Source organism: Arthrobacter sp. NQ7 (assembly GCF_029581595.2).
Taxonomy (GTDB): Bacteria; Actinomycetota; Actinomycetes; order Actinomycetales; family Micrococcaceae; genus Arthrobacter; species Arthrobacter phenanthrenivorans_B.
Window position 1 is genome coordinate 100422 of sequence record NZ_JARFXU020000007.1, and the last position, 22838, is coordinate 123259.

Genomic DNA, 22838 nt, shown 5'->3' on the forward strand with positions numbered 1-22838 from the left:
TTCCGGCGGTTTCGAGGCCGGGGGCGTCAGGAGCGGCTGGGAACCGCCGCCTCCACGGACGCGTCCGCAGCTTCCCCGGCCGGTTCTGCAGTGCGGCGTTCCCTGAGGAAGTAGACCAGGCCGGCAGCCACTGCGGATGCAGCGGCCAGGGCGAACAGCCCGGGAATTACGCTGCCCGTCTGTTCCTTGATGATGCCGAAGCCGAACGGTGCCACGAATCCGCCCAGGTTGCCCAGCGAGTTGATGATGGCGATGGCAGGGGCCAGCACCAGCGGGTGCAGGCCGGACTGCGGGATGGTCCAGAACAGCGGGGATGCGCTTTTGAAGCCCATGGCGGCGATGGCCAGGAACACCAGCGCCAGCACGGGGGATGCGACGGCGGCCGCGTACGTGCCGGCGGCGGCGACCAGGAGCGCAACCACCAGCAGGGGTTTCCTGGATTTGGCCTTGTCCTGCCACTTCGCGGCGAAGTACATGGCGACGACCGCACAGATCCAGGGGACGGAGGACAGGAAACCGGCGGAGAGATCCGTGGTCCCCGGAATCCGCTTGACGATGCTGGGAAGCCAGAACGTGTTGGCGTAGATGGACAGCTGGATGGCGAAGTAGATGCCGCACAGGAGCAGGATCTGCGGGTTCAGGAGCATCTTCCAGCGGTTGACCTTGCCGGTGTCCGCCGTGGCGTGCTGTTCATCCTCGGCGCTGATCGCCTGCGCCAGGGCCGCCTTTTCTGCCGGGGACAGCCACCTGGCGTCCTCGATCCTGGCGTCGAGCAGGAAGAACACCACGATGCCCACCAGCACGGAGACAACGCCTTCGAAACCGAACAGCCACTGCCAGCCGCGCAGGCCCAAGGTGCCCTGCATGCTCAGGAGCATCCCGGCGATGGGCCCGGAGATTGCAGCCGCCACGGAGGAACCGGCGATGAACACAGCGGTCGCCTTGCCCCGCTGGCCTGCCGGAACCCAGCGGGCGAAATAGAAGATCACGGCAGGGAAGAAGCCGGCCTCCGCGGCGCCGAGGAGGAACCGCAGGATGTAGAACATGGCTTCGTTCTGCACGAACGCCATGAGGAAGGAGACGATGCCCCAGCTGACCATGATCCTGGTCAACCAGACCTTCGCGCCGTACTTTTCCATCATCACGTTGCTGGGCAGTTCGAAGATCGCATACGCGATGAAGAACAGGCCGGCACCGAAACCGTACGCGGCGGCGCCGATGCCGACGTCGGCCTGGAGGTGGTCCTGGGCGTAACCGATGTTGGAGCGGTTCAGCTGGTTGCAGACCAGCATGACCAGCATGACCGGGAGCACGCGCTTGAAGAACTTCCTGGTGGCGGATGCCAGGTCCAGGACGGCGTTGTCCACAGACTTCATTGAGTGTTTCCTTTGGGTGGGGACAGGCAAGGCGGGGGCCTTGGAGAAATGTACCGGACAGCTGCCGGGGAGTGGCCGCGGCAGTTGTCCGTGACGGAGGGTCCGTCGTGGACCCCTCTGCCGGTGGGACGTTGGTGACGGTGCCTTGTCAGCGGACCAGGCAGGGCCGCTTGGGGTCGAAGGACCAGCCGTCGATGTAGTACTGCATGCCGATGCTGTCATCGCGGGCATCGAGGCCGTGCTCCAGGTACAGCTGGTGGGCTTTGTCCAGGGCGCCGCGGTCCAGTTCGATGCCGAGCCCGGGCTTGTCCGGTACCTCGATGGCACCGCCCTTGATCTGCAGTGGTTCCTTGGTGAGGCCCTGGCCGTCCTGCCAGATCCAGTGCGTGTCCAAGGCGGTGATTTCGCCCGGGGCCGCTGCACCGGTGTGGGTGAACATGGCCAGCGAGATGTCGAAGTGGTTGTTCGAGTGTGATCCCCAGGTGAGGCCGAATTCGTTGCACAGCTGCGCAACCCGGACCGAGCCGTGCATGGTCCAGAAGTGCGGGTCGGCGAGCGGAATATCGACCGCGTTGCTCCGGACGGCGTGGGACGTTTCCCGCCAGTCTGTGGCGATCATGTTGGTGGCGGTCTTCAGGCCGGTGGCGCGGCGGAATTCGGCCATGACTTCGCGGCCGGAGAAACGGCCTTCGGCGCCGCAGGGGTCCTCGGCGTACGCCACGACGCCGTGCATCCGCCTGCCCAGCCGGACCGCCTCCTCGAGGAGCCAGCCGCCGTTGGGATCCAGGGTGACCCGCGCATCAGGGAAACGCTGGGCCAGGGCGGTAACCACGTCCACCTCGTCGTCGCCGGACAGCACGCCGCCCTTGAGCTTGAAGTCGCTGAACCCGTAGCGTTCCTGGGCGGCTTCGGCGAGGGCGACCACGGCTTCCGGAGTCATGGCTTCCTGGCGGCGGAGCTCCTCCCAGCGGTCCGCGGGGTTGTCTTCCACAAGGTAGGGCAGGTCCGTCCGGTTGTGGTCGCCGACGAAGAACAGGTACCCGAGCATCGGCACCGATGTCCGCTGCTGGCCGTCACCCAGCAGTTCCGCCACGGGGACCCCGAGGAACTGACCATGCAGGTCCAGCAGGGCGGACTCGACGGCGGTCACAGCGTGCACCGTCGTGCGCAGGTCGAAGGTCTGGAGCCCGCGGCCGCCGGCATCGCGGTCAGCGAACGCCGCCGCAACCCCGCGCAGCAGTGACCGGTAGCGTGCCACCGGTTTGCCCTTGAGCAGTGCGCCCGCCTCTTCGATGGTGGTGCGGATCTTCTCGCCGCCGGGAACTTCACCCAGCCCGGTCCGGCCTTCCGAGTCGGTGATGATGACGATGTTGCGGGTGAAGAAGGGACCGTGCGCGCCGCTGAGGTTCATCAGCATGCTGTCGTACCCGGCGACCGGCACCACCTCGATGCCGGCGATAAGGGGCTGGTTGCTCATGCGCTGACTTCTGCTTTCTCTGCTGCGGGGACCACGTCGCCGTCGATGCGGCGGTTGAGGTGCCAGGGGTTGGTGTCCTGCAGGGGCTCGGGGAGGAGTTCCTGGGGAAGGTTCTGGTAGGCGACGGGCCGGAGGAACCGGTTGATGGCCAGGGTTCCCACGGAGGTGGTGCGGGAGTCGGAGGTGGCGGGGAACGGGCCGCCGTGGACCATGGCGTGGCCTACTTCCACTCCGGTGGGCCAGCCGTTGACGATGATACGGCCTACCTTCTGTTCGAGGACGGGGATCAGGGGCGCGGCGGTGGAGTAGTCCTGTTCGGTGAGCTGCAGGGAAGCGGTGAGTTGGCCTTCCATCCGGGCAGCGGCCTGAAGGAGGTCGTCGGTGCTGTCGTAGCGGATCACCAGGGACGCGGCGCCGAAAATTTCCTCGTGCAGGACGTGGTTGTCCAGGAACTGCCGGATGCCGGTGCCGAAGATGGTGGGGGCGGGGGCGTTTTCGGTGGGACCGGGGGAACCCTGGCCGAGCAGTTCGACGCCGGCCGCGGAGCCGAGTGCCTCGGTTCCGCTGTTCCAGGAACCGGCGATACCCTCCGTCAGCATGGTCTGGCCGGGGCAGGCTGCGGCGGCGCGGGCGACGGCTGCGGCAAGTTTGTCGCCTGCCTCACCGGTGGGGGCGAACAGCAGGCCCGGGGAGGTGCACAGCTGGCCGGAGCTTCCCGTGACGGCCGTGAGGTAGGCAGCGGCGAGGGCGTCGATCTGTTCGGCGGAGCCGTTGAGGGCGCCTTCGAAGACGAAGACCGGGTTTAGCGAGGACATCTCGGCATAGACCGGGATGGGTTCGGGGCGGGCAGCGGCAGTCTTCATCAGGGCGATGCCGGCGGACTGGGAGCCGGTGAAGCCCACGGCCTTGATGGCGGGGTCGGCCACGAGGGCCTGGCCGATGCTGGAGCCGGGGCCGTAGACCAGCGAGAACACGCCGGGGTGCAGGCCCGCGTCCCGGACGGCCTTGGTGACGGCCTGGCCCACGAGTTCACTGGTGCCGGGGTGGGCGTTGTGGGCCTTGAAGACAACGGGGCAGCCGGCGGCCAGGGCAGAGGCCGTGTCTCCGCCCGCCGTCGAAAATGCGAGCGGGAAGTTGCTGGCGCCGAAAACCGCCACCGGGCCGAGCGGAACCTGGCGCTGGCGGATGTCGGGGCGCGGCATGGGGGTGCGGCCGGGGAGGGCGGGGTCGATCCGGACGCCGCGGAAGTCGCCTTGGCGGACCACGCCGGCGAAGAGGCGCAGTTGGCCGGTGGTGCGGGCCCGTTCGCCCTGCAGCCGGGCCGCGGGCAGCCCGGTTTCCTGTGCTGCGCGGGTGATCAGTTCCTCGCCAATCGCGTCAATGTTGTCCGCGATGGCCTCCAGGAACGCGGCGTGGGCCTCCGGGCCAAGGGTGCTGAAGGACGGGAGGGCTTCCTTCGCTGCGGTGGTGGCTGCCTTGAGCTGTTCTTCGGTCAGCAGTGTGTAGGCGGGCTGCAGCGCCTGGTTCGTGGCGGGGTTGAATCCGGTGGTGGTCTTGCCTTCGCCGGCAACCGTCCGGCCGGCGATGAGTGAGTGCCCGGTGAGGGTCATGGGTTCCTCCTGTGGTTGGCGTGGTGCCGTCTGTGGTGACGGCTAGGAAACGGTGGCAATCAGGGCCTTCAGGTCCGCCAGGTCCTGCGGGGCCAGGTTCTGCAGCGGGGGCCGGACGGGTCCTGCGGACCGGCCGATGGCGTCCAGCCCGCCCTTGACGATCGAGACAGAGTAGCCCTTCACGCGGTCACGGATATCCAGGTAGGGGATGACGAAGTCGTTGAGCTTCTTGTTCACGGCTGCACGGTCGTTGTTGCGGACATCCTGGTAGAAGTCGAGGGCAAACTGCGGAACGAAGTTGTACATGGCGCTTGAGTAGGTGCTCATGCCCAGCTGCAGCAGCGGCAGGGCGAACGTCTCGGCGGTGGGGAGGCCGCCCAGGTAGAACAGCCGGTCGCCGAGCTTGGCGTAGACGCGGGCGTCGTGTTCCAGGTCGCCGACGCCGTCCTTGAAGCCGATCAGGTTTTCGTGCCGGCCGGCGAGGGTTGCCACCGTGGTGTCCTTGTAGATGGCGTTGGCCCGGTTGTAGATGATGACGCCAAGCGAGGTGGCCTCGCAGACGGCGCTGACGTGCTCCACCAGGCCGTCCTGGTCGGCTTCGGTCAGGTATGGGGGCAGGAGGAGGATGCCTTCGGCGCCGGCTGCTTCCGCCGCCTGGGCGTTTGCGATGGCCTGTGCGGTGGAGCCGCCCGCGGAGGCGAGGACAGGGACGGTGCCTCCCACTTCCTCGACGGCGGTGCGCACCACGTGCTCCGATTCTGCCGGTGTGAGCGAGAAGCCTTCGCCGGTGCCGCCGGCGGCGAACAGGCCGGCCACCGGAAAGCTTGCCTGCCACGCCAGGTGCTTGCGGTAGTTCTCTTCATCGAACTGCAGGTTGGCGTCGAAAGAGGTCACAGGGAAGGACAGCAGGCCTTCCTTGAGCGTGTCCGCGAGTTCCTGGGGTGTGTACTTAGCCACGGTGTGGTCCTTCGGTGTGTGCGCCGCGCGGCGGCAGGCTGATGGTTCCACTCCAGAGTAGGAGGGGTCCTGATGCCTGTCTAAGTGCATTTTTATATGTATTGATACCTTCCCGGCATCGAACGCCGCTGCATCCCGGAGCTACTCCATCGCGAATTCCAGGTCCTTCAAGAGACGGGAGAGGGCGGGGTTGGTGATCCGCCGGTTCCACAGCGCATGGAGTTCCACCTGCTCGCTGTCGCCGCCCTCGAGCGGCAGGAATTCCACTCCGCGGATGCCCAGCAGGGTGGCCGAGTGGGGCACGAATGCCAGGCCCCGGTTGGCGGCAACCAGCGACACCATGGTGAGGATCTGGCTGACCGTATGCACAACATTGGCGTGCCGGATGGGGAGCATGCGCACCACCAGGTCATAGAAGTAGCGGGCCTGCGTGGGGGAGTGCATGATCAGGGGCTCCCCGCTGAAATCGTCAGCGGTGATGCTCCGTCCCAGCCGTCCGAGGGGATGGCCTTCGGGGACGGCCAGCATCATGGATTCCCTGTAGAGCAGGTGTGAGTCGAAGCTCTCCCGGTCAAAGGGAGGGCGGGCCAGCCCCAGGTCCAGTTCGCCGGTCAGGAGTCCTGCCAGCTGATCGCCCGTGACGAGTTCGTGCAGCTCGATGTCCACGTCCGGGATGATGCCCGACAGTTCGTCCAGCAATGGTCCCAGAATGCTGAAGCCGCTGGCTGCGGTGAATCCAATCCGCAGCACGCCCGACTTGCCGGAGGCAATCCGGCGCGCCGTCACCGGGGCCCGCTCAGCCAGGGCCATCAGCCTGCGTGCCTCATCAAGGAAGGTCCGGCCGGCGGACGTCAGTTCCACCTTCCGGTTGTCCCGCTCCAGCAGTTCGGCCCCCACGATCTTTTCCAGCTTCTGTATTTGCCGGCTGAGCGGAGGCTGCGTCATGTTGAGCCGTTCCGCTGCCCGGCCGAAATGCAGCTCCTCGGCAACGGCAATGAAGCCGGCCAACTGGTCGAATGTGAACATGATGCCTTCCGGGTATCAAATGATGCAGATAAGGGCTTAGACAGGCATCATAGCTGCTCCCTACACTCGACAAAGCGAAGCGGGGGTGACCCCCTTCACAGCTGTTCCGGGCGCCCCAGCCCGCACTTGCACTTGCCCTAGGAGTCCCAATGATGCACTTCCCGTCACGCCGCGCCGTCCTTGGAACGGCGTCCGCCTTCACCCTGCTGGCGCTGACCGCCTGCGGCGGCAATGTTGCCGGCGGAGCCGCGGCCGGCAACACCTCCAAATACCCGTCCGGGCCCGTCACGATGACCGTAGGCCAGGCGGCCGGCGGCAGCACCGACCTCATTGCCCGGGCACTCGCCGACGGAGCGGCCAAGACCTTGGGTGCTCCGATGCCGGTGGTGAACAAGCCCGGGGCAAACGGTGCGCTGGCCACGAAGGAAGTTGCCGGCAAGCCGGCCGACGGCCAGGAGCTGGTCCTCCTGACCGCGTCGCTGGTCACCATCACGCCCCTGGCCGTCAGCAAGGACGAGGCAGTCAACCTCGATGACCTCGATATCATCACCGGCCTCTCCCAGGATGACTACGTCCTCGTGGCCAGCCAGGGCTCCGGTTTCAAGAGTTTCAAGGACGTCACCTCGGCCGGGCGCAACATCACCTTCGGCACCACCGGGGTGGGCACCGGCAGCCAGCTTGCCCAGACGGTGCTGTTCAAGCAGGCCAACGTTCAGGGCACCGATGTCCCGTTCGACAGCGGCAAACCGGCCCTGACCGCCGTCCTGGGCAACCAGGTGGAGTTGGCCACGGTCCAGCTTGGCGAGGCCATGGCCCAGATCCAGGCCGGGAAGGTTGCGCCGCTGCTGGTCTTCTCCGAAGAGCGCAACAGCTTCCTGCCGGATGTTCCGTCGGCAAAGGAGGCGGGCTATGACGTGCCGGTGGCGCAGTACCGTGCCGTCGCGGCCCCGAAGGGCACGCCACAGGAGGTCAAGGACAAGCTCGCCGCCGCGTTCAAGGACACGTTCAGCTCCGATGCCTACAAGGAGTTCAACAAGAAGAACCTCCTGACCCCCAAGGAGATTTCCGGTCAGGAAGTGGCTACCCAATGGAAGGACTACGCCGCGAAGTACAAGTCCTTGGTGGAGAAGTACGGCATCAGCCTCAGCGGGAACAAGTAACGGCCATGGAGACTACTCCAGCAGTCGCTGCCGGGAAGGGCGTGAGCCCCGACCGGCAGCAGGACGGGGATGCATTGTCCAGCCCGAACGAAGAACTCCCCGAAGCCCTGACTCCCGAAGAGCTCGCCGCGCAGTGGGAGGAGGAAAAGCCTCCCGCTGCCGGTCCGCTCGCCAACGCCGCCTCGTCCCTGGTGGTGCTCGCCATCGGGCTCGGCGCCCTCGCATTGTCCGTTGCCATGGGCCTGGGCACTCCGGAAAAGCCCGAGCCCGGGTTGTGGCCGTTCCTGACCAGCTGCGTCATGGTGGCCCTGGCCATCTTCCAGCTCGTGTGGGGCCGGCATAACCGGGACGCGGAGAAATTCACCCGGATGTCCCTCTCCCCGCTCACCGGCCTCGCCACGCTTGCCGCCATGGTGACACTGATGCCCGTCATCGGTTTCGAGCTCCCGTCCCTCATCCTGTGCATCATCTGGATGAAATTCCTGGGCAGCGAAACCTGGCGTTCCGCCCTCCTGGTCAGCGCCATCGTCGTCGCCGCGTTCTACGGGATTTTCGTCCTGGCGCTCGGCACGTCCATCCCCCACCTCTTCTAGGAGACCACCGTGGATTTCCTCAATCCCGTGATCAACGGTTTTTCAGTCGTCCTGGAACCGATGAACCTGCTGTACTGCCTGATCGGCGTCGTGATCGGCATGCTGATCGGCGTGCTGCCCGGGCTTGGTCCCGCAGCCACCATCGCCATCCTGCTGCCCCTGACCTACAGCGTGGAGCCCGTCACGGCGATCATCATGCTGGCCGGAATCTTCTATGGTGCCCAGTACGGCGGCACCATCACCTCCGTGCTGCTGCGGCTCCCCGGTGAGGCATCATCGGTGGTCACCGTCTTTGACGGGTACCAGATGGCCAGGCAGGGCAAGGCCGGGACTGCCCTTGGCCTGGCAGCCATCGGCTCCTTCATCGGCGGAACAGCAGCCATTATTGGCCTGACCTTCCTGGCCCCCGTCGTGGCGGGCTTTGCCCTCGACTTCGGACCGGCCGAATACTCTGCCCTGGCCATGCTGGGCATCCTGTTGGTGGCCACCATCAGCGGAGGTTCCAAGGCCAAGGCCCTTATCGCGGCCGCCGTCGGGCTCCTGCTCGCCACCGTGGGCCGCGACGTCTTTACCGGTGAAAGCCGCTTCACCTTCGGCAGCCTGCAGCTGGCTGACGGCATCGACTTCGTCCCCATCGCCATGGGGCTCTTCGGCCTGGGTGAGATCCTCTACAACCTGGAGGAGCGCCACCGCGCCGCCAAGGCGCCGTCGAAAGTCTCCAATGTCTGGCCCTCCCGGTCCGACCTCAAGCATGCCTCCGGCGCCATCACCCGCGGCTCCGTCCTCGGCTTCTTCCTGGGCATCCTGCCCGGCGGCGGTGCCACCATCGCGTCCATGGCCTCCTACGCCATGGAGAAGAAACGGGCCAAGCAGCCGGAGCGCTTCGGCAAGGGGGCTCCGGAGGGTGTGGCCGGCCCGGAAACAGCGAACAACGCGGCGGCGACGTCATCCTTCATCCCGCTGCTGACCCTCGGCATACCGGCCAACGCCACCATGGCACTGATGTTCGGCGCGCTGCTGATCCAGGGCGTGACGCCCGGCCCGCAGCTGGTGGAGCAGAACCCGGACCTGTTCTGGGGCGTGGTCAACTCCATGTACATCGGCAACATCCTGCTGCTGATCATGAGCCTGCCCCTGGTGGGCATCTTCGTCCGGATCCTCCGGGTCCGCGCGGCCATCCTCGCCCCGATCACCGCCCTGATCACGCTGCTGGGCGCCTACACCATCAACAACAGCATGTTCGACGTCACCCTGGTGGTGTTCTTCGGCGTGCTGGGCTATCTGATGAAGAAGTTCGGCTTCGAACCGGGACCGCTGGTCCTGGCATTCGTCCTGGGTGAGCTGCTGGAGAGTTCGCTGCGGCGCTCGCTGCTGGTTTTCGGCGGCGACCCCACCGGATTCTTCACCCGCCCCATCTCGGCAACCCTGCTGGCGGTCTTTGTCCTGGTGGCGGTGCTGCCGGGCATCCGGGGCGTGCTGGCCAGGCGTAAAAGTACGACGGCGGCAGCCGCCGCTGCGGGGAACGGCACCAACCAGAACATCAAGGAGAAGGTATGAGCATCATTGTCGGGTTCGTTCCCACCCCGGCCGGCGAGGCAGCCCTCGCCGCGGGAATCGCCGAAGCGCAGCTCCGGCAGAAGGACCTCTATATCGTGAACTCGGCGCGGCAGGGTGCGCTGGTGGACAAGTCGGTGGCACCGGAGGACGTCCTCGCGCAGGCCGCGAAGCAGGCAGCAGACGCCGGCGTCACGGCCACCGTTATCCAGCCGCCCTACGAGCACGACCTCGCGGACGAATTCCTGGACGTGGCCCGCGAGGTGGACGCATCCCTGATCGTGATCGGCCTCCGGCACCGTACCCAGGTAGGCAAGTTCATCCTGGGCAGCCACGCGCAGCAGATCCTCATGCAGGCAGACCGGCCCGTACTTGCGGTCAAGGCCGGGGGTGCCCGCTCCTAGCCTCCCCGTCCTGCGCCTCAGGCCCGTTCTCCGCCCCAGTCCCGTTGTCCGCTTCAGACCCGTTGCCGGCAACGTGCCTGTCCAGCGCATCAAGGATGGGCAGCTGTCCTTTGACGAGCTTGAGCCGGGCCTCCTGGCCAGGGAACCAGCGGGCGTCGTCGATCTCGGGATAGTGCTGGATCCGGCCTGATCCTTTGGGCCATTCGAGCGGAAAGGTGTTGCTGGTGATTTCATCCGGGGCGAAGTCCGCCTCCGCCGTGAAGACCGTGATGAGCTTTCCGGAGGGCTGCCGGAATTCGCCGAGCAGCCGGTAGCCGGTGTCCGGCGCCGGCGTCCCCATCTCCTCGCCGAACTCCCGCAGGGCAGCCGCCAGGGGGTCCTCGCCGTCGGCATATTCGCCCTTGGGGATGGACCAGGCGTGCTGGTCCTTGCGGGCCCAAAAGGGGCCGCCCATGTGCGCTATCCAGACCTGCAGCCGGTCCCGGACGGGGGAGCCGGCGGCTGCGTCCGGGTCCGGCCGGTACAGCAGGATGCCTGCACTGCGAATGGGCATTGATCCTCCAGTGTGGGCCGCTGCCGGCCGTCGTCCAATGGCAGTCCGCCGTTAACGTGGAGTTCACGGCGCTGCTTTAGGTTATTCCCTCAGGCACTCTGCCAGGCACTCTGCTCGAGAGGGACGGGACCACTCATGGCCAACATTGCTGAGGTTTTGGGACGGCTGACGCCGGAAGAAGTCGATGAGCTGCGCGGCCTGGGTCCGCAGGGCCACCTCCCGAGGCACCTGGTGGATGCCCTGGACCGCGCCGCCGGGGGAGCGGGTTCAGGCCGCGGCTATTACGTGGCAAACGGCAATGTGAATGCCACGGGCGGCCCGCTGCTGGTGCTGCGCAGCGACGTTGCGCGGTGGTTGGCGGGGGCCTGACAGCGGGCAAACCCGGTTGTCTGCCCTGCCAACGCCGGCTGGCACCGTCATCATTCAGGCGGGGAGGACAAAGGTTGCCGTGGTGCCCCGGCCGGGCTCGCTGTCCAGGCTGATGGAACCACCGTGGCCTTCCACGATCGTCTTGCTGACGGGCAGCCCCAGCCCTGCACCGGGGATGGCCGTTTCGCGGGAGCGCGCCGACCGGAAGAACTTGGTGAAGGCCTGTTCCTGCTCCTCCCCGCTCATACCGATCCCTGTGTCGCTGATGGAACAGACCAATCCGGCCTCGGTCCTGCGGGCGGTGGCAGTGATAAGGCCGCCGTGGGGCGAGAACTTGATGGCATTCGAGAGCAGGTTGTGGATGACCTGGCTGATCCGTGCCGGGTCAACCCGGGCGGGAAGCGGCCGCTCCACTTCCAGCTTCAGTTCGAGCCCCGCGCCGGCCGCCCTGGGCAGCACTGAGTCCACCGCCTCGGTGACGATCCGGGCGAGGTCCGCGTGCTCCGGTGACAGCTCCACGCGCTCGGACGCCACTGCGATGAGGTCGTTGACCAGGTTCAACAGGTGTTCGGCGTTCCGGCGTACTACGAGGAGTTCCTCCCGGATATCCTCATGTCCGGGCTCGTCCATGGCCAGTTCCAGGTAGCCAAGGATGGAGGTCAGCGGTGTCCGCAATTCGTGCGAGACCGTGGCAACGAAGTTGTCCTTTGCCGCCAGCGCCCCGATGAGGCTTGTGACATCGACAAAGGTGATGACCGCGCCGCCTTCCTGCCCTCCCTTGGCGGGAAAACTGTGGGCGCTCACCGAGTAGGCGGCTTGGCGGTCCGCGGGGCCGGCCCAGTACAGCTCATCCCGGAAGTCTTCCCCTGAGGCGGCGCGCTCTGCCGGATGGAGGCGGGCCGGGACAGGGGTGGAGCGGTCCGCAGACAGCAGGACCCTACCGCCGGCGGACTCGAGGATCCCGGCCAGGGCGGCGTCGGCGTGCATCGCCTTGTTGGCCAGCACCGTCCTGCCGCGGCGGTCCACCACCCAAACCCCGACTCCGACGGACTTCAGGACCGCATCCAGAAGCCCCTGCCGCCGGACGCTCTCGTCCAGCGCGCGGGCCAGGTCATGTTCGCTCTCCAACAGCCTGGTGCGGTGGCGGCGGATGGTGGTGGCCACCACGTGTGCGGTGACAGCGATGACGGACATGACCAGCGGGAGGATGATGGTGCGGATCATCGATCCTCCGGCCGGTGCCGAGCCCCGCACGATGGCGGGGGCCACGGTGCTGAGGATCGTCCCCGCGATGGCCAGGGCAGGCATGGAGGGCCGGACCTGCGCCGACAACCATACGACGGGGAACACCAGCATCATGCTCATGACGCTGAAGGCCGGGCCGCCGGCCTCCCGGGTGAACCCGATGGCAAGGCAGTCGAGGAGCGGGATCGCGGCAAAGCCCCCTGCTGGTAACCGGGCCCAGGGTACGGCTGCGCAGGCTGCGGCAATTGCCAGATGGAACAGCAGCGCCGCCAGGAACAGGTTGTTGGTCAAAGTCTCCGGACTGAAAACGGCGGCGGCAGCCACCACCAGTGCGATGGTCAAGGTGACCGGCAACTGGCAGGCCATTACCCTCTTGCGGGCACTCAGGCCGCCGAAGAGTCCGTCGAGGCGGTCCGACACCACAGGTTCGGCCGGCGCGCGAAGAACCTTGCCGGGCGCTTCCGTGCGGCCCTCATATTCCCGGATTACCAAACTGGCCCCCAGTGCCGAATTTGAGCAAACCTCCCGCTGCAGAAAGGCCTTGCAAACACAGTACCCGCGACGGGGCCTTTGTCACGGAGCGTATCCCTTGGCTACCCGCGTGCCAACCGGCCAGCGCGTTCCACATGGCTGCCTGCTAACCGGCCGGCGCGTCCTAACCGATCAGGAGGCTGAGCGCTTCGGTGAGGTGCTCCACTTCGCGGACGGAAAATCCTGCAGGGACGGGGCCCGGGCCGGTGTGGCTGGCAGGGACCACTGCGTGGGTGAATCCCAGGCGGTGGGCCTCCTGGATGCGCTGGTTGATGCCCGGGACCGGCCGGACCTCGCCTGCCAGGCCCACCTCGCCGAACGCAATGAGCCGGATGGGCAGGGGCTTGCGGGCCTTGGCTGAGGCCACGGCGAGGGCCACCGCGAGGTCCGTTGCCGGTTCGCTGAGTTTCACCCCGCCCACCGTGGCGACGTAGGAGTCGTCCTTGTGGAGTTGGGTCCCGGCGCGCTGCTGCAGGACGGCCAGCAGCATGGAAACCCGGGAACTGTCCAGGCCGCTGGTAGCCCGGCGGGGTTGTGAATTGGGGCTTTCGGCAAGCAGTGACTGCACTTCCGCCAGCAGGGGCCGGCGCCCTTCCATGGTGACGGTGATGCAGGTGCCCGAGACCGGGTCCTTGGTGCGGCTGACGAACAGGCCGCTGGGATCGGCCAAACCCTCGATGCCGTTCTCGTTGAGGTCGAAGCAGCCCACGTCATCGGTGGGGCCGTACCGGTTCTTCACGGCGCGGAGCAGCCGGAGCCTTGAATGCCGCTCGCCCTCGAACTGGCACACCACGTCCACCAGGTGCTCCAGCAGGCGGGGCCCGGCGATGGAACCGTCCTTGGTCACGTGCCCCACCAGCAGGGTTGTCATGTTGCGCCGCTTGGCGGCGGCGATGATGGAGGCCGCCACTTCGCGCACCTGGGACACACCACCGGCGCTGCCGTCCACATCCGCGCTGCTGAGGGTCTGGACCGAGTCCACGATCAGCAGCCGTGGCTCGATCTTCTCCACCTGTCCCAGCGCCTGGCCAAGGTCCGTTTCCGCGGACAGGTACAGGGATTCGGCGACGGCATCGATCCGCTCGGCGCGCAGCTTCACCTGCGCGGCGGACTCCTCGCCGGTGACGTACAGGACGTCCTGGGCGGTCCGGGCGAACTTAGCCGCGACGTCCAGCAGCAGCGTGGACTTGCCCACGCCGGGCTCACCCGCCAGCAGGATGACGGCGCCCGGCACCAGGCCGCCGCCCAGCACCCGGTCCAGTTCGTCCACCCCGGTGGGGAGGAACGCGGCGGTGGTGGCGTCCACGTCCGCGATCCGCCGCGCCGGTTCAACCACCGTGGTGGCGGCCGTGGTCCGTGCCACCGCCGTGCCCGTTTCCTCAACCGTGCCCCACGCCTGGCACTCGCCGCAGCGGCCCACCCACTTAGCGGTGGTCCAGCCGCATTCGGCGCATTTGTACGCGGGCGCCTTGGAAGCGCGGGAAGTCTTTGTTGCCATGCGTTCAACCCTAGTGGCGGGCACCGACATTGTTCGCGGGAGCCTACAGCGCGGGCAGAACGTCCCGTGCCTCGGCAGCGTCCATGCCGGTGGCCTCGAGCAGGTCCACCATCAGCGGCCGGAACAGCATGACCACCGTTTCACCTTCCAGCCGCTGCACCTGCAGCAGCTTCGGATGCAGCCGCAGCGCGATTTCACTGAGGTCCCGGCGGGCCGTGCGCAGGTGGGCGCGCCGGACGCCGTCGTGCATTTCCGCGAGCCCCAGCGACAGTTCGTCAATGGCGGCAGCGGTCTCCTGGAGCACCTCCGCGATGCTGTCCGTGGCGTCGTCCGAAAGGGCGGTGTGGTTGATGGCGCTGGTCAGCCGCCGCGCGAAGACACGGCTGTTCCTCAGCGCCAGATCGATGAAGTCCAGCGACTGCTTCAACCGGTCGAGTTCGTCGCGGTGCCGGCGGTAGGCGGGCGCCAGCGTGGCGACTTCGCCGGACGCACGGAGCGACTGGCGCATGGCATCCACCAGGGGCTGGCAGTTCCTGCCCCGGATAAGCGCGTGCCACGCCTGCGTGGAGTCGCTGTTCACCAGGGCCCCGGCGCATTCGCGCAGCACCTCGGCCAGCTCGTGCAGCAGTTTCTGGACGTCCCGTCGAGGTTCCCTGCGGGGATCCTTGGGCACGAGGATGGTCACCAGCAGGGCGCACAGGCCGCCCACCACCGCATCGATGCTCCGGGTGAACGGGCCGCCGGACGGCGCCGGCAACAGCACTACCAGCAGCGACTGCAGCGCCAGCTGCGTGGTGAAGATGTTTCCGCTGTCCAGGAACCGGGCCAGCAGGATGGAGAAGAGAAGAACGACGGCGGCCACCCAGATGTCGCCGCCCAGCCAGTGCAGGAGCAGGTCACCCACGGCGATCCCGATGGTGCAGCCCAGGCCCACCTCCATCACCCGCCGCAGCCGCGGCTCGCGGGAGAACCCGAGCGCGATCAGGGAGGAGGTGGCGGCAAACAGCGGGCCGGAATGGCCCAGCACATATTCCGCGAAGGCGTAGGCGCCCACCGCGCAGACGGTCATCTGGATGGCGGGGATAAACGAGTTGCGGCTCCGGATCAGCCCGGTCCGGACGCGGCTGCGCAGGAACCGCCTGGTTGCCAAGAGTCCTGCTTCGATTGCCATGGGTTCAAGTCTATTCAGTGGCGGTGGGGCGTCCGGGACAGGCCACTACGGCCGCATCTGTGATTCGCGCAATGGTGACCCGGCATATGTCAGCCAATATCCCGCCGTCGTTAATCCTCCGTTCACTTTGGACAGCCCATCCCGTTACCTGCGGCCCATAACTTACTTGAAGGTACACACCGTACGCATCGCGCAGCAGGGTTCTCCGGCCCTGTCCCCGCACCTGAATAACCCTGGAAGGGGTACATCTAAGTGAAGGCACTCCGCTTCGGCCGCCACGCGGCTATCGCTGTCATCGCAGCCGGCGCACTCGCGCTCAGCGCCTGCGGTTCAGACAACGCCACGGGCACCGCTCCTGCCGGCAACCAGTCCGCCGCCGGCCCCAAGGTCACCGGCACGCTGACCGGCATCGGCTCTTCCGCCCAGGGCGCCGCCATGGACGCATGGAAGACCAACTTCGCCTCCGCCAACTCCGGCGCCACCGTGCAGTACTCCCCGGACGGCTCCGGCGCAGGCCGCAAGGCCATCCTGGACGGCTCGGCCCAGTTCGCCGGCTCGGACGCCTACCTGAAGGATGACGAGTACGCCTCCTCCAAGTCCGTTTGCGGACCCGACGGCGCCATCAACGTCCCGGTCTACATCTCCCCGATCGCCGTGGCCTTCAACGTCCCCGGCGTGACGGACCTGAAGCTGGACGCCACCACCGTCGCAAAGATCTTCCGCGGCCAGATCGCCAAGTGGAACGACCCCGCCATCGCCGCCCTGAACGCAGGCGTATCGCTGCCCGACCTGAAGGTCACCCCGGTCAACCGCTCCGACGACTCGGGCACCACCCAGAACTTCACCGACTACCTGGCTGCCGCAGCCCCCAGCGTCTGGACTGACAAGGCTGCCGGTATCTGGCCTGCCAGCCTGCAGGGCGAAAACGCGAAGGGCACCTCCGGCGTGGTCAAGACCGTCACCGACACCCCAGGCGCCGTGACGTACGCTGACGACTCCGCGGTAAGCGGCAAGCTGGGCGTTGCGCAGATCAAGGTGGGCGATTCCTTCACCAAGATCTCCGCGGACGCAGCAGCCAAGGCAGTGGATGCCGGCAAGCCCGTTGAAGGCCGCGCCGCCAACGACCTGTCCATCAAGCTGGACCGCACCACCACCATCGCAGGGGCCTACCCCATCGTCCTGGTGTCCTTCCACGTCCTGTGCACCACCTACGACAAGCAGGAGACCGTTGACCTGGTGAAGGCCTTCGAGCACTACGTAGTCTCCGACGAGGGCCAGAAGGCTGCCGCAGACTCGGCCAAGTCCGCTCCGCTGTCCTCCGACCTGGCCGCAAAGGCCGTCAAGGCCATCGACTCGATCAAGGCCAAGTCCTAGCCAACGCCGCAAAACCGGGTTCCCCGCCTGCCGGAAGGCAGCGCGGGGAACTTGGCATTGCACCCGCTTCCTCTTTCACGCAACGAACCGAAGGGCCGTCGAATGACCGCCACCACCCTGACCAGTACCCAGGGCGCCGGACGCGCCGGGGACAAAGTCTTTTCCGGCGCCACGCTGGCAGCCGGCTGCCTGATCCTCGCCGTCCTCTTCGGCGTCGCACTTTTCCTGGTGGTCCAGGCAGTTCCCGCGCTGACCGCACCCGCCGACAAGATCCAGGGCGGCCAGGGCTTTTTCACCTACATCTGGCCTATCGTGATCGGCACCCTGATCGCCGCCGTCATCGCGCTGGTGATCGCAACGCCCGTCGCCATCGGTGTGGCACTGTTCATCTCCCACTTCGCACCCCGACGGCTGGCTTCCGGCCTGGGCTACGTGGTGGACCTCCTCGCCGCCATCCCATCCGTGGTCTACGGGGCCTGGGGTGCTGCCTTCCTGGCCAAGGAAATCGCCCCGGCCTATGGCTGGCTTGCGGCAAACATGGGCTGGCTCCCCATCTTCCAGGGACCGGCCTCCAGTACCGGCAAGACCATCCTCACTGCCGGCATTGTCCTGGCGGTCATGGTCCTGCCGATCATCACCTCGCTGTCCCGCGAGATCTTCCTGCAGACCCCCAAGCTGCATGAGGAGGCGGCGCTGGCGCTGGGCGCCACGCGCTGGGAAATGATCAAGATGGCAGTGTTGCCCTTCGCCCGTCCGGGCATCATCAGCGCCGTCATGCTGGGCCTGGGCCGCGCCCTGGGCGAGACCATGGCCGTTGCCCTGGTACTCTCCTCCGGCGCCCTCACCGCCAGCCTGATCCAGTCCGGAAACCAGACCATCGCTGCCGAGATTGCCCTGAACTTCCCGGAAGCCAGCGGCCTCAAGGTCAGCACCCTGATCGCCGCCGGCCTGGTGCTGTTCATCATCACCCTGGCCGTGAACATGATCGCCCGCTGGGTCATTACCCGGCACAAGGAATTCTCGGGAGCCAACTAAATGACCTCCACGCTCACCCCCGTCCGCAGCAAGCGGTCAGCGCTCACCAAGGGCCAGCTGCCCAAGTACGCACCGTATGCCGTGCTCGGTGCCGCCCTGATCGTCGGCGCCGCCATCATGGCCCTGGCCGGCTTCAACCCGTTCGGCTGGGGCGTGGTCTCCGCGATCCTGTTCGCGGCCGGCCTGGTCTCCTGGAGCGGCGCGGTGGAGGGCTCGCGCAAGGCCAAGGACAAACTGGCCACCTGCCTGGTGGTTGGTTCCTTCCTGGTGGCGCTGCTGCCCTTGGTTTCGGTGATCTGGACCGTGCTGGTCAACGGCATTCCCGGCCTCATCGACCCCGGATTCCTCACCACCTCCATGAACGGCGTGACCGGTGCCTTCGACAACAAGGCCGTGGAAAGCGGCGGCCCGGTGATGGGCGGCATTTACCACGCGATCCTCGGCACCGTGCAGATCACGCTGCTGGCCACTGTGATTTCCGTTCCCGTGGGGCTGCTCACGGCCATCTACCTGGTGGAGTACGGGCAGGACGGACGCCTGGCCAAGGCCATCACGTTCTTCGTGGACGTCATGACCGGTATCCCCTCCATCGTGGCCGGCCTGTTCGCCGCCGCGTTCTTCTTCGTGGTGGCGGGGCCGGGGACCAAGACCGGCGCCGTGGCCGCCGTCGCGCTGTCGGTCCTGATGATCCCCGTGGTGGTGCGCTCCAGCGAGGAAATGCTGAAGATCGTGCCCAACGAACTCCGCGAAGCGGCGTACGCCCTGGGCGTCCGCAAGTGGCGCACCATCCTCAAGGTGGTGATTCCGACGGCGATTTCCGGCATCGCGTCCGGCGTCACCCTGGCCATCGCCCGGGTCATCGGCGAGACGGCGCCCATCCTGGTCACCGCCGGCTTTGCCACCAGCATCAACTCCAACGTGTTCGGCGGCTGGATGGCATCGCTGCCCACGTTCATCTACACCCAGATCCTCAACCCCACCTCGCCCTCAAACCCGGACCCCTCCTCGCAGCGGGCCTGGGGAGCGGCGCTGGTGCTGATCATCCTGGTCATGGTCCTGAACCTGGTGGCACGCCTGGTCGCACGGATTTTCGCCCCCAAGACAGGCCGTTGACCGGCCGGCGGTTCGCCCGCCGCATCCACAGACTTCAACCCACACACAGCAAGTGAAGGAACACCATGTCTAAGCGCATCGACGTCAAGGACCTGAACGTGTACTACGGCGACTTCCTCGCCGTGGAGGACGTCAGCATCAACATCGAGGCCAAGTCCGTCACCGCGTTCATTGGCCCCTCCGGCTGCGGAAAGTCCACCTTCCTCCGCACCCTGAACCGCATGCACGAGGTCATCCCAGGAGCGAGGGTCGAGGGCGAGGTGCTGCTGGACGGCGACAACCTCTACGGCGCAGGCGTGGACCCGGTGACGGTCCGCTCGCAGATCGGCATGGTGTTCCAGCGGCCCAACCCGTTCCCCACGATGTCCATCCGCGACAACGTCCTGGCGGGGGTCAAGCTGAACAACAAGAAGATCTCCAAGGGCGAGGCAGACGTGCTGGTGGAGCGTTCGCTCAAGGGCGCCAATCTGTGGAACGAGGTCAAGGACCGGCTGGAGAAGCCTGGCTCCGGCCTCTCCGGCGGCCAGCAGCAGCGCCTCTGCATTGCCCGGGCCATCGCGGTGGAGCCGCAGGTGATCCTCATGGACGAGCCGTGCTCCGCACTGGACCCCATCTCCACCCTTGCCATTGAGGACCTCATCAATGAGCTCAAGGACCAGTACACCGTAGTGATCGTGACCCACAACATGCAGCAGGCCGCACGTGTGTCCGACAAGACCGCGTTCTTCAACATCGCGGGCACCGGCAAGCCGGGCAAGCTGATCGAGTACGGCAACACCCACACGATCTTCAGCAACCCGGTCCAGAAGGCCACCGAGGACTACGTCTCAGGCCGTTTTGGATAAGCAGCAGGTCCGTTGGCGGTGCACCCGATCATTTAGTACGCTTAACTAGATACTTTCATGTCTAGTAGTAAGCCAACTAAAGGAGTTCGGCAATGACGCAAACGGCCAACAGCGGTCTGGGCCCCCAGCTTACTGTTTCCTTGCCCGGAACCGGACCGGCACCGTCGGCGGCTGCCGTGGCGCCTGACTTTGCCGCCGCTGCGGATCTGGCGGGTCCCCTGGCCGCCGGTCCGCTGACCCCGGAGCTTGAACCCCACATCGCGCTGGCCGTTACCGGAGCGGACGACGAGGGCGACGTGCTCTCGGAGGTCTGGCGGACCAGTTCGCACCTGGAAAGCATGCAGTGGGAGCTGGACAACGCCCTGGAGTCGCTGCGTCAGGCGGTCCGCAAGGCCTCCGCGTGCGGGGTGGCAGAGGACGAGCTCTGCACCGCAGCAAACCTCACGGCGGACGAGCTGGCTGCCGTCCTGGCAGCAGGGCCGGCTCCGGCGGCTCCCCAGCTCTAGCCAGCCCCCGGTCCGGCCCGGCCCCCGTTCCTGCCCGGCCCCAGCTGCGTGCCGGTCCGGGTTGCCCGCCACGTGGCCCGGCGCGGCGGACCTATTCCGGGACTTCCAGCTGGAACCCGCACTGGCAGCGCAGGACGCGGGTGGGCAGGGACACGGCGTTGAGGCCGCTTGCCGTGGTGCTGCTGCGGTAGCAGAGCCGCTCCACCTCGAATTCCGCCTCCTCCATGGGAAAACCGCAGTGGATGTAGTCGTCCCCGAAGAGGACCACCTTGGCCATCCAGCGGACCTGGCTCAGGGCAGCCGCGACGTCGGTGGCATAAGCGGTGTGTTCCTGGAAGAGGCTGCAGTCGTTGCAGGTGTAGGAGACCGTCACCAGGTCCCCGCCCGCGGCACCAATGGCCGTAATGGCATGAACGGTGAGCTGCGTTTCGGTTCCGCAGGCCTCGCACTGGAGCTGCCGGGGCTGTGGCAGCGGGCCGCGGGAATACGGGAGAGACATGATGCCTAGCTTTTCCGCGTTGTGCATCCGGGCCGCCGTGTTGCTGCAGCGGCGCCCGTCCACGGCCCTGCACCCGGCTGGGACGGCCCGTCCCCGGCATCAGTGTCCGGGGGCGCACTTTGAATCTACGTCACCGTTACCGGAGCTGTACAGGGTTGGGGCTAGACGGCGCAGCCGCGCGTTATCCGGGGATGGGGGACAACGCCAGCGCCAGCACGAAGGCCAGGGCGCACGTGGCGAGGGGAGTCAGGGCCCAGAACCACAGGATCCGGATGACCAGCTTCCGGTTGGTCACGGAAAAATGCTGGTTTTCCCCCGCGCCCAGCGCCCCGGCGGTCACGGTATGGGTGGTGGAGAGCGGCCAATGCAGGGCGATGGCGCCGACAAAAAGCATCAGCGCGCTGAAGGTCTGGGCCACGGACCCGCGCAGGGGATCGATCCGGGTGATCTTGTAGCCGATGGTGTGCGAAATCCGCCAGCCGCCAAAAAGCGTGCCGGCCGTCATCATCACGGCAGAGAGCGCGGCCACCCAGGTGGGGATCCCGCCGTCGGAATAGCCTGCCGCCAGCAGTGCCAGCAACAGGACTGCGCTGACGCGCTGTCCGTCCTGCAGTCCGTGGCCGAAGGCGACTGCCCCGGCGGCCACGGCCTGGCCCCGGCGGAACCGCTGGTTCACCACGTTGGGCTGGGTGTAGCGGGCCACCCAGGTGGCCGGATACACCAGGAGGAAGGAGCCGCTGTAGGCCACCAGCGGGGACAGCACCAGGGGCAGCACCACCTGGAACAGGAGTGACTGGTCCACCCCGGCGACGCCCGGGCCGCCGATGGCCAGGCTTGCCAGGCCCGCGCCGGCAAGGCCGCCCACGAGGGCGTGGGTGGACGAGGCGGGGATGCCGCGGCGCCACATGAGCAGGCCCCAGGCGCAGGCGCTGGCCAGTCCGGCAACGAGGATGTTAAGGCCGTCGGTGCCGTGCGGGAGGTTGATCCAGCTTTGGCTGGCCGCCACCGCGAGGGAGGCGCTCAAAAGGGCGCCCACAAAGTTGAAGAACGCGGCCAGGAGCACGCCCACGCTGGGGGTGAGGGCCCTGTTGCGCACGGCAAGGGCAACCGAGGTGGACGCGTCACGGAAGCCGTTGAGGAACGCGAATCCCGCAGCCAGCAGGACCACCGCGGTGAAGATGGCTGGCGCCACCTCAGGACTCCTTGACGATGATGCTGCCTACCTGGGTGGCCACCCGCCGCATGTCCTTGGTGACCTCCACCAGCTGGTTGGCGATGTCACGGTTGCGGGAGTACTGGGCCCACTTCATGTCGGCGATCATGTCCGCCACCCAGACCCGGTGGGTCCGCTCGGCCCGCTTGGCCAGGCGGAGGATTTCGATCCAGTAGTCCTCGAGGTCGTCCAGGTTGTTCAACCGGCGCATGGCGTCCACGGTCAGGTCGGCCTGCCGGCTGATGATCTCGAGCTGGTCCGCGGCACGCTTGGGCAGGCGGTCCAGCTTGTAGAGCGCCACCAGTTCCGCGGCGGCGTCCATCTTCTCCATGGCCTCGTTGAGGTACCGGGACAGGGCGTACATGTCCTCCCTGGGGAGGGGGTTCACAAAGCTGGTGCGCATATGGGTCAGCAGGGCAAAATGCAGCTCTGCGGATTTCGCATCGATGTTGTGCATGTCCTCCACGAGCTTGGCGTGGCCGTCCGCCGGTACGCCAAGGATCTCGGCCAGGGTGGCGCTGGCCAGCACGATCTGGTGTGCCATCTGCGAGAGCAGGTTCAGCCCGGCGGGCTCCTGGGGAAAAAGGCGCAGCTTCACGTATGTACCGGTCTCCGGGGACTTATTAAGGCGGGGGTCGCTGCCGTGTGGCGTGACGCCGGCGCGCAACTGTCGCCTACTCTACCGGCCAGTCACAGTACGCCCTGAATTGGCCACCCGGATGAGGGCAG

Annotated in this window: 22 protein-coding genes; 10 read left to right on the forward strand and 12 right to left on the reverse strand. The window is 66.8% G+C overall.

Going from position 1 to position 22838, the window contains the following annotated elements:
* Positions 1–26: 26 nt before the first annotated feature.
* From PUN71_RS10095 to PUN71_RS10115, 5 genes are all read right to left on the reverse strand, one after another.
* The gene (locus tag PUN71_RS10095; protein WP_277798283.1) at positions 27–1376 is read right to left on the reverse strand and encodes an MFS transporter; all 1350 of its coding nucleotides are present in this window, start codon (positions 1374–1376) and stop codon (positions 27–29) included.
* Positions 1377–1524: 148 nt separating this feature from the next.
* Positions 1525–2853 carry an enolase C-terminal domain-like protein gene (locus tag PUN71_RS10100; RefSeq protein ID WP_277798284.1) on the reverse strand — a complete coding sequence of 443 codons (1329 nt, stop codon included), beginning with the start codon at positions 2851–2853 and terminating at the stop codon, positions 1525–1527.
* Positions 2850–4463 (reverse strand): aldehyde dehydrogenase (NADP(+)), encoded by a 1614-nt coding sequence (locus tag PUN71_RS10105; RefSeq protein WP_277798285.1) that lies wholly within the window; start codon positions 4461–4463, stop codon positions 2850–2852. Before PUN71_RS10105 ends, PUN71_RS10100 begins: the two co-directional genes overlap by 4 nt.
* Before the next feature lie 42 nt (positions 4464–4505).
* On the reverse strand, positions 4506–5420 hold the full coding sequence (gene kdgD / locus PUN71_RS10110) for a 5-dehydro-4-deoxyglucarate dehydratase (RefSeq protein WP_277798286.1): 915 nt from the start codon (positions 5418–5420) through the stop codon (positions 4506–4508).
* 141 nt (positions 5421–5561) lie between these two features.
* On the reverse strand, positions 5562–6446 hold the full coding sequence (locus PUN71_RS10115; RefSeq protein ID WP_043450004.1) for a LysR family transcriptional regulator: 885 nt from the start codon (positions 6444–6446) through the stop codon (positions 5562–5564).
* A gap of 149 nt (positions 6447–6595) precedes the next feature.
* Between PUN71_RS10115 and PUN71_RS10120 the strand changes: the two genes are divergently transcribed.
* From PUN71_RS10120 to PUN71_RS10135, 4 genes are read left to right on the forward strand one after another with little or no spacing between them, the layout of a single operon-like run.
* Positions 6596–7606: a tripartite tricarboxylate transporter substrate binding protein gene (locus tag PUN71_RS10120; protein ID WP_043450001.1), complete on the forward strand. Its 1011-nt coding sequence runs from the start codon at positions 6596–6598 to the stop codon at positions 7604–7606.
* A gap of 5 nt (positions 7607–7611) precedes the next feature.
* Entirely contained in the window at positions 7612–8199 is a 588-nt protein-coding gene (locus PUN71_RS10125; protein WP_277798287.1) for a tripartite tricarboxylate transporter TctB family protein, read from the forward strand.
* Between the two features lie 9 nt (positions 8200–8208).
* Entirely contained in the window at positions 8209–9756 is a 1548-nt protein-coding gene (locus PUN71_RS10130; RefSeq protein WP_043449998.1) for a tripartite tricarboxylate transporter permease, read from the forward strand.
* Complete coding sequence (locus PUN71_RS10135) at positions 9753–10157, forward strand: universal stress protein (RefSeq protein WP_043449994.1); 405 nt, start codon at positions 9753–9755, stop codon at positions 10155–10157. The genes PUN71_RS10130 and PUN71_RS10135 overlap by 4 nt, the downstream gene beginning before the upstream one ends.
* Here PUN71_RS10135 and PUN71_RS10140 read toward each other — a convergent pair.
* Entirely contained in the window at positions 10132–10710 is a 579-nt protein-coding gene (locus PUN71_RS10140; protein ID WP_277798288.1) for an NUDIX hydrolase, read from the reverse strand. The genes PUN71_RS10135 and PUN71_RS10140 overlap by 26 nt on opposite strands.
* 135 nt (positions 10711–10845) lie before the next feature.
* Here PUN71_RS10140 and PUN71_RS10145 point away from each other — a divergent pair, with 135 nt between their 5' ends.
* Complete coding sequence (locus PUN71_RS10145; RefSeq protein WP_043449991.1) at positions 10846–11079, forward strand: hypothetical protein; 234 nt, start codon at positions 10846–10848, stop codon at positions 11077–11079.
* Positions 11080–11133: 54 nt separating this feature from the next.
* On the opposite strand, the gene PUN71_RS10150 is transcribed toward PUN71_RS10145, so the two are convergent.
* The 3 genes from PUN71_RS10150 to PUN71_RS10160 all read right to left on the reverse strand — a co-directional run bounded on the left by PUN71_RS10150 (position 11134) and on the right by PUN71_RS10160 (position 15524).
* Positions 11134–12816 (reverse strand): sensor histidine kinase, encoded by a 1683-nt coding sequence (locus PUN71_RS10150; RefSeq protein ID WP_277798289.1) that lies wholly within the window; start codon positions 12814–12816, stop codon positions 11134–11136.
* 163 nt (positions 12817–12979) lie between these two features.
* Positions 12980–14353 carry a DNA repair protein RadA gene (radA, locus tag PUN71_RS10155; RefSeq protein WP_277798290.1) on the reverse strand — a complete coding sequence of 458 codons (1374 nt, stop codon included), beginning with the start codon at positions 14351–14353 and terminating at the stop codon, positions 12980–12982.
* A gap of 43 nt (positions 14354–14396) precedes the next feature.
* The gene (locus tag PUN71_RS10160) at positions 14397–15524 is read right to left on the reverse strand and encodes an FUSC family protein (protein WP_277798291.1); all 1128 of its coding nucleotides are present in this window, start codon (positions 15522–15524) and stop codon (positions 14397–14399) included.
* Positions 15525–15776: 252 nt separating this feature from the next.
* On the opposite strand from PUN71_RS10160, the gene pstS reads away from it, so the two are divergent.
* The 5 genes from pstS to PUN71_RS10185 all read left to right on the forward strand — a co-directional run bounded on the left by pstS (position 15777) and on the right by PUN71_RS10185 (position 20397).
* Entirely contained in the window at positions 15777–16898 is a 1122-nt protein-coding gene (gene pstS, locus PUN71_RS10165; RefSeq protein WP_277798292.1) for a phosphate ABC transporter substrate-binding protein PstS, read from the forward strand.
* A 102-nt stretch (positions 16899–17000) separates the two neighbouring features.
* Positions 17001–17933 carry a phosphate ABC transporter permease subunit PstC gene (gene pstC / locus PUN71_RS10170; protein ID WP_277798293.1) on the forward strand — a complete coding sequence of 311 codons (933 nt, stop codon included), beginning with the start codon at positions 17001–17003 and terminating at the stop codon, positions 17931–17933.
* Positions 17934–19046 carry a phosphate ABC transporter permease PstA gene (pstA, locus tag PUN71_RS10175; RefSeq protein ID WP_043449978.1) on the forward strand — a complete coding sequence of 371 codons (1113 nt, stop codon included), beginning with the start codon at positions 17934–17936 and terminating at the stop codon, positions 19044–19046.
* Between the two features lie 65 nt (positions 19047–19111).
* The gene (gene pstB / locus PUN71_RS10180; RefSeq protein ID WP_043449976.1) at positions 19112–19891 is read left to right on the forward strand and encodes a phosphate ABC transporter ATP-binding protein PstB; all 780 of its coding nucleotides are present in this window, start codon (positions 19112–19114) and stop codon (positions 19889–19891) included.
* A gap of 92 nt (positions 19892–19983) precedes the next feature.
* Complete coding sequence (locus PUN71_RS10185; protein WP_277798294.1) at positions 19984–20397, forward strand: hypothetical protein; 414 nt, start codon at positions 19984–19986, stop codon at positions 20395–20397.
* Between the two features lie 91 nt (positions 20398–20488).
* Here the strand turns inward: PUN71_RS10185 and PUN71_RS10190 are convergent, their stop codons facing one another.
* The 3 genes from PUN71_RS10190 to PUN71_RS10200 all read right to left on the reverse strand — a co-directional run bounded on the left by PUN71_RS10190 (position 20489) and on the right by PUN71_RS10200 (position 22707).
* Entirely contained in the window at positions 20489–20896 is a 408-nt protein-coding gene (locus tag PUN71_RS10190; RefSeq protein ID WP_277798295.1) for a hypothetical protein, read from the reverse strand.
* 181 nt (positions 20897–21077) lie between these two features.
* The gene (locus PUN71_RS10195) at positions 21078–22088 is read right to left on the reverse strand and encodes an inorganic phosphate transporter (protein WP_277798296.1); all 1011 of its coding nucleotides are present in this window, start codon (positions 22086–22088) and stop codon (positions 21078–21080) included.
* Position 22089: 1 nt separating this feature from the next.
* Positions 22090–22707 carry a DUF47 domain-containing protein gene (locus tag PUN71_RS10200; protein ID WP_043449970.1) on the reverse strand — a complete coding sequence of 206 codons (618 nt, stop codon included), beginning with the start codon at positions 22705–22707 and terminating at the stop codon, positions 22090–22092.
* Between the last annotated feature and the right edge of the window lie 131 nt (positions 22708–22838).

Coding starts and splice junctions, on each gene's coding strand:
- PUN71_RS10095 (WP_277798283.1), bottom strand. CDS start 1,376: ATGAAGTCTGTGGACAACGCCGTCCTGGACCTGGCATCCGCCACCAGG.
- PUN71_RS10100 (WP_277798284.1), bottom strand. CDS start 2,853: ATGAGCAACCAGCCCCTTATCGCCGGCATCGAGGTGGTGCCGGTCGCC.
- PUN71_RS10105 (WP_277798285.1), bottom strand. CDS start 4,463: ATGACCCTCACCGGGCACTCACTCATCGCCGGCCGGACGGTTGCCGGC.
- PUN71_RS10115 (WP_043450004.1), bottom strand. CDS start 6,446: ATGTTCACATTCGACCAGTTGGCCGGCTTCATTGCCGTTGCCGAGGAG.
- PUN71_RS10120 (WP_043450001.1), top strand. CDS start 6,596: ATGATGCACTTCCCGTCACGCCGCGCCGTCCTTGGAACGGCGTCCGCC.
- PUN71_RS10125 (WP_277798287.1), top strand. CDS start 7,612: ATGGAGACTACTCCAGCAGTCGCTGCCGGGAAGGGCGTGAGCCCCGAC.
- PUN71_RS10135 (WP_043449994.1), top strand. CDS start 9,753: ATGAGCATCATTGTCGGGTTCGTTCCCACCCCGGCCGGCGAGGCAGCC.
- PUN71_RS10140 (WP_277798288.1), bottom strand. CDS start 10,710: ATGCCCATTCGCAGTGCAGGCATCCTGCTGTACCGGCCGGACCCGGAC.
- PUN71_RS10145 (WP_043449991.1), top strand. CDS start 10,846: ATGGCCAACATTGCTGAGGTTTTGGGACGGCTGACGCCGGAAGAAGTC.
- radA (WP_277798290.1), bottom strand. CDS start 14,353: ATGGCAACAAAGACTTCCCGCGCTTCCAAGGCGCCCGCGTACAAATGC.
- PUN71_RS10160 (WP_277798291.1), bottom strand. CDS start 15,524: ATGGCAATCGAAGCAGGACTCTTGGCAACCAGGCGGTTCCTGCGCAGC.
- pstC (WP_277798293.1), top strand. CDS start 17,001: ATGACCGCCACCACCCTGACCAGTACCCAGGGCGCCGGACGCGCCGGG.
- pstA (WP_043449978.1), top strand. CDS start 17,934: ATGACCTCCACGCTCACCCCCGTCCGCAGCAAGCGGTCAGCGCTCACC.
- pstB (WP_043449976.1), top strand. CDS start 19,112: ATGTCTAAGCGCATCGACGTCAAGGACCTGAACGTGTACTACGGCGAC.
- PUN71_RS10185 (WP_277798294.1), top strand. CDS start 19,984: ATGACGCAAACGGCCAACAGCGGTCTGGGCCCCCAGCTTACTGTTTCC.
- PUN71_RS10190 (WP_277798295.1), bottom strand. CDS start 20,896: ATGTCTCTCCCGTATTCCCGCGGCCCGCTGCCACAGCCCCGGCAGCTC.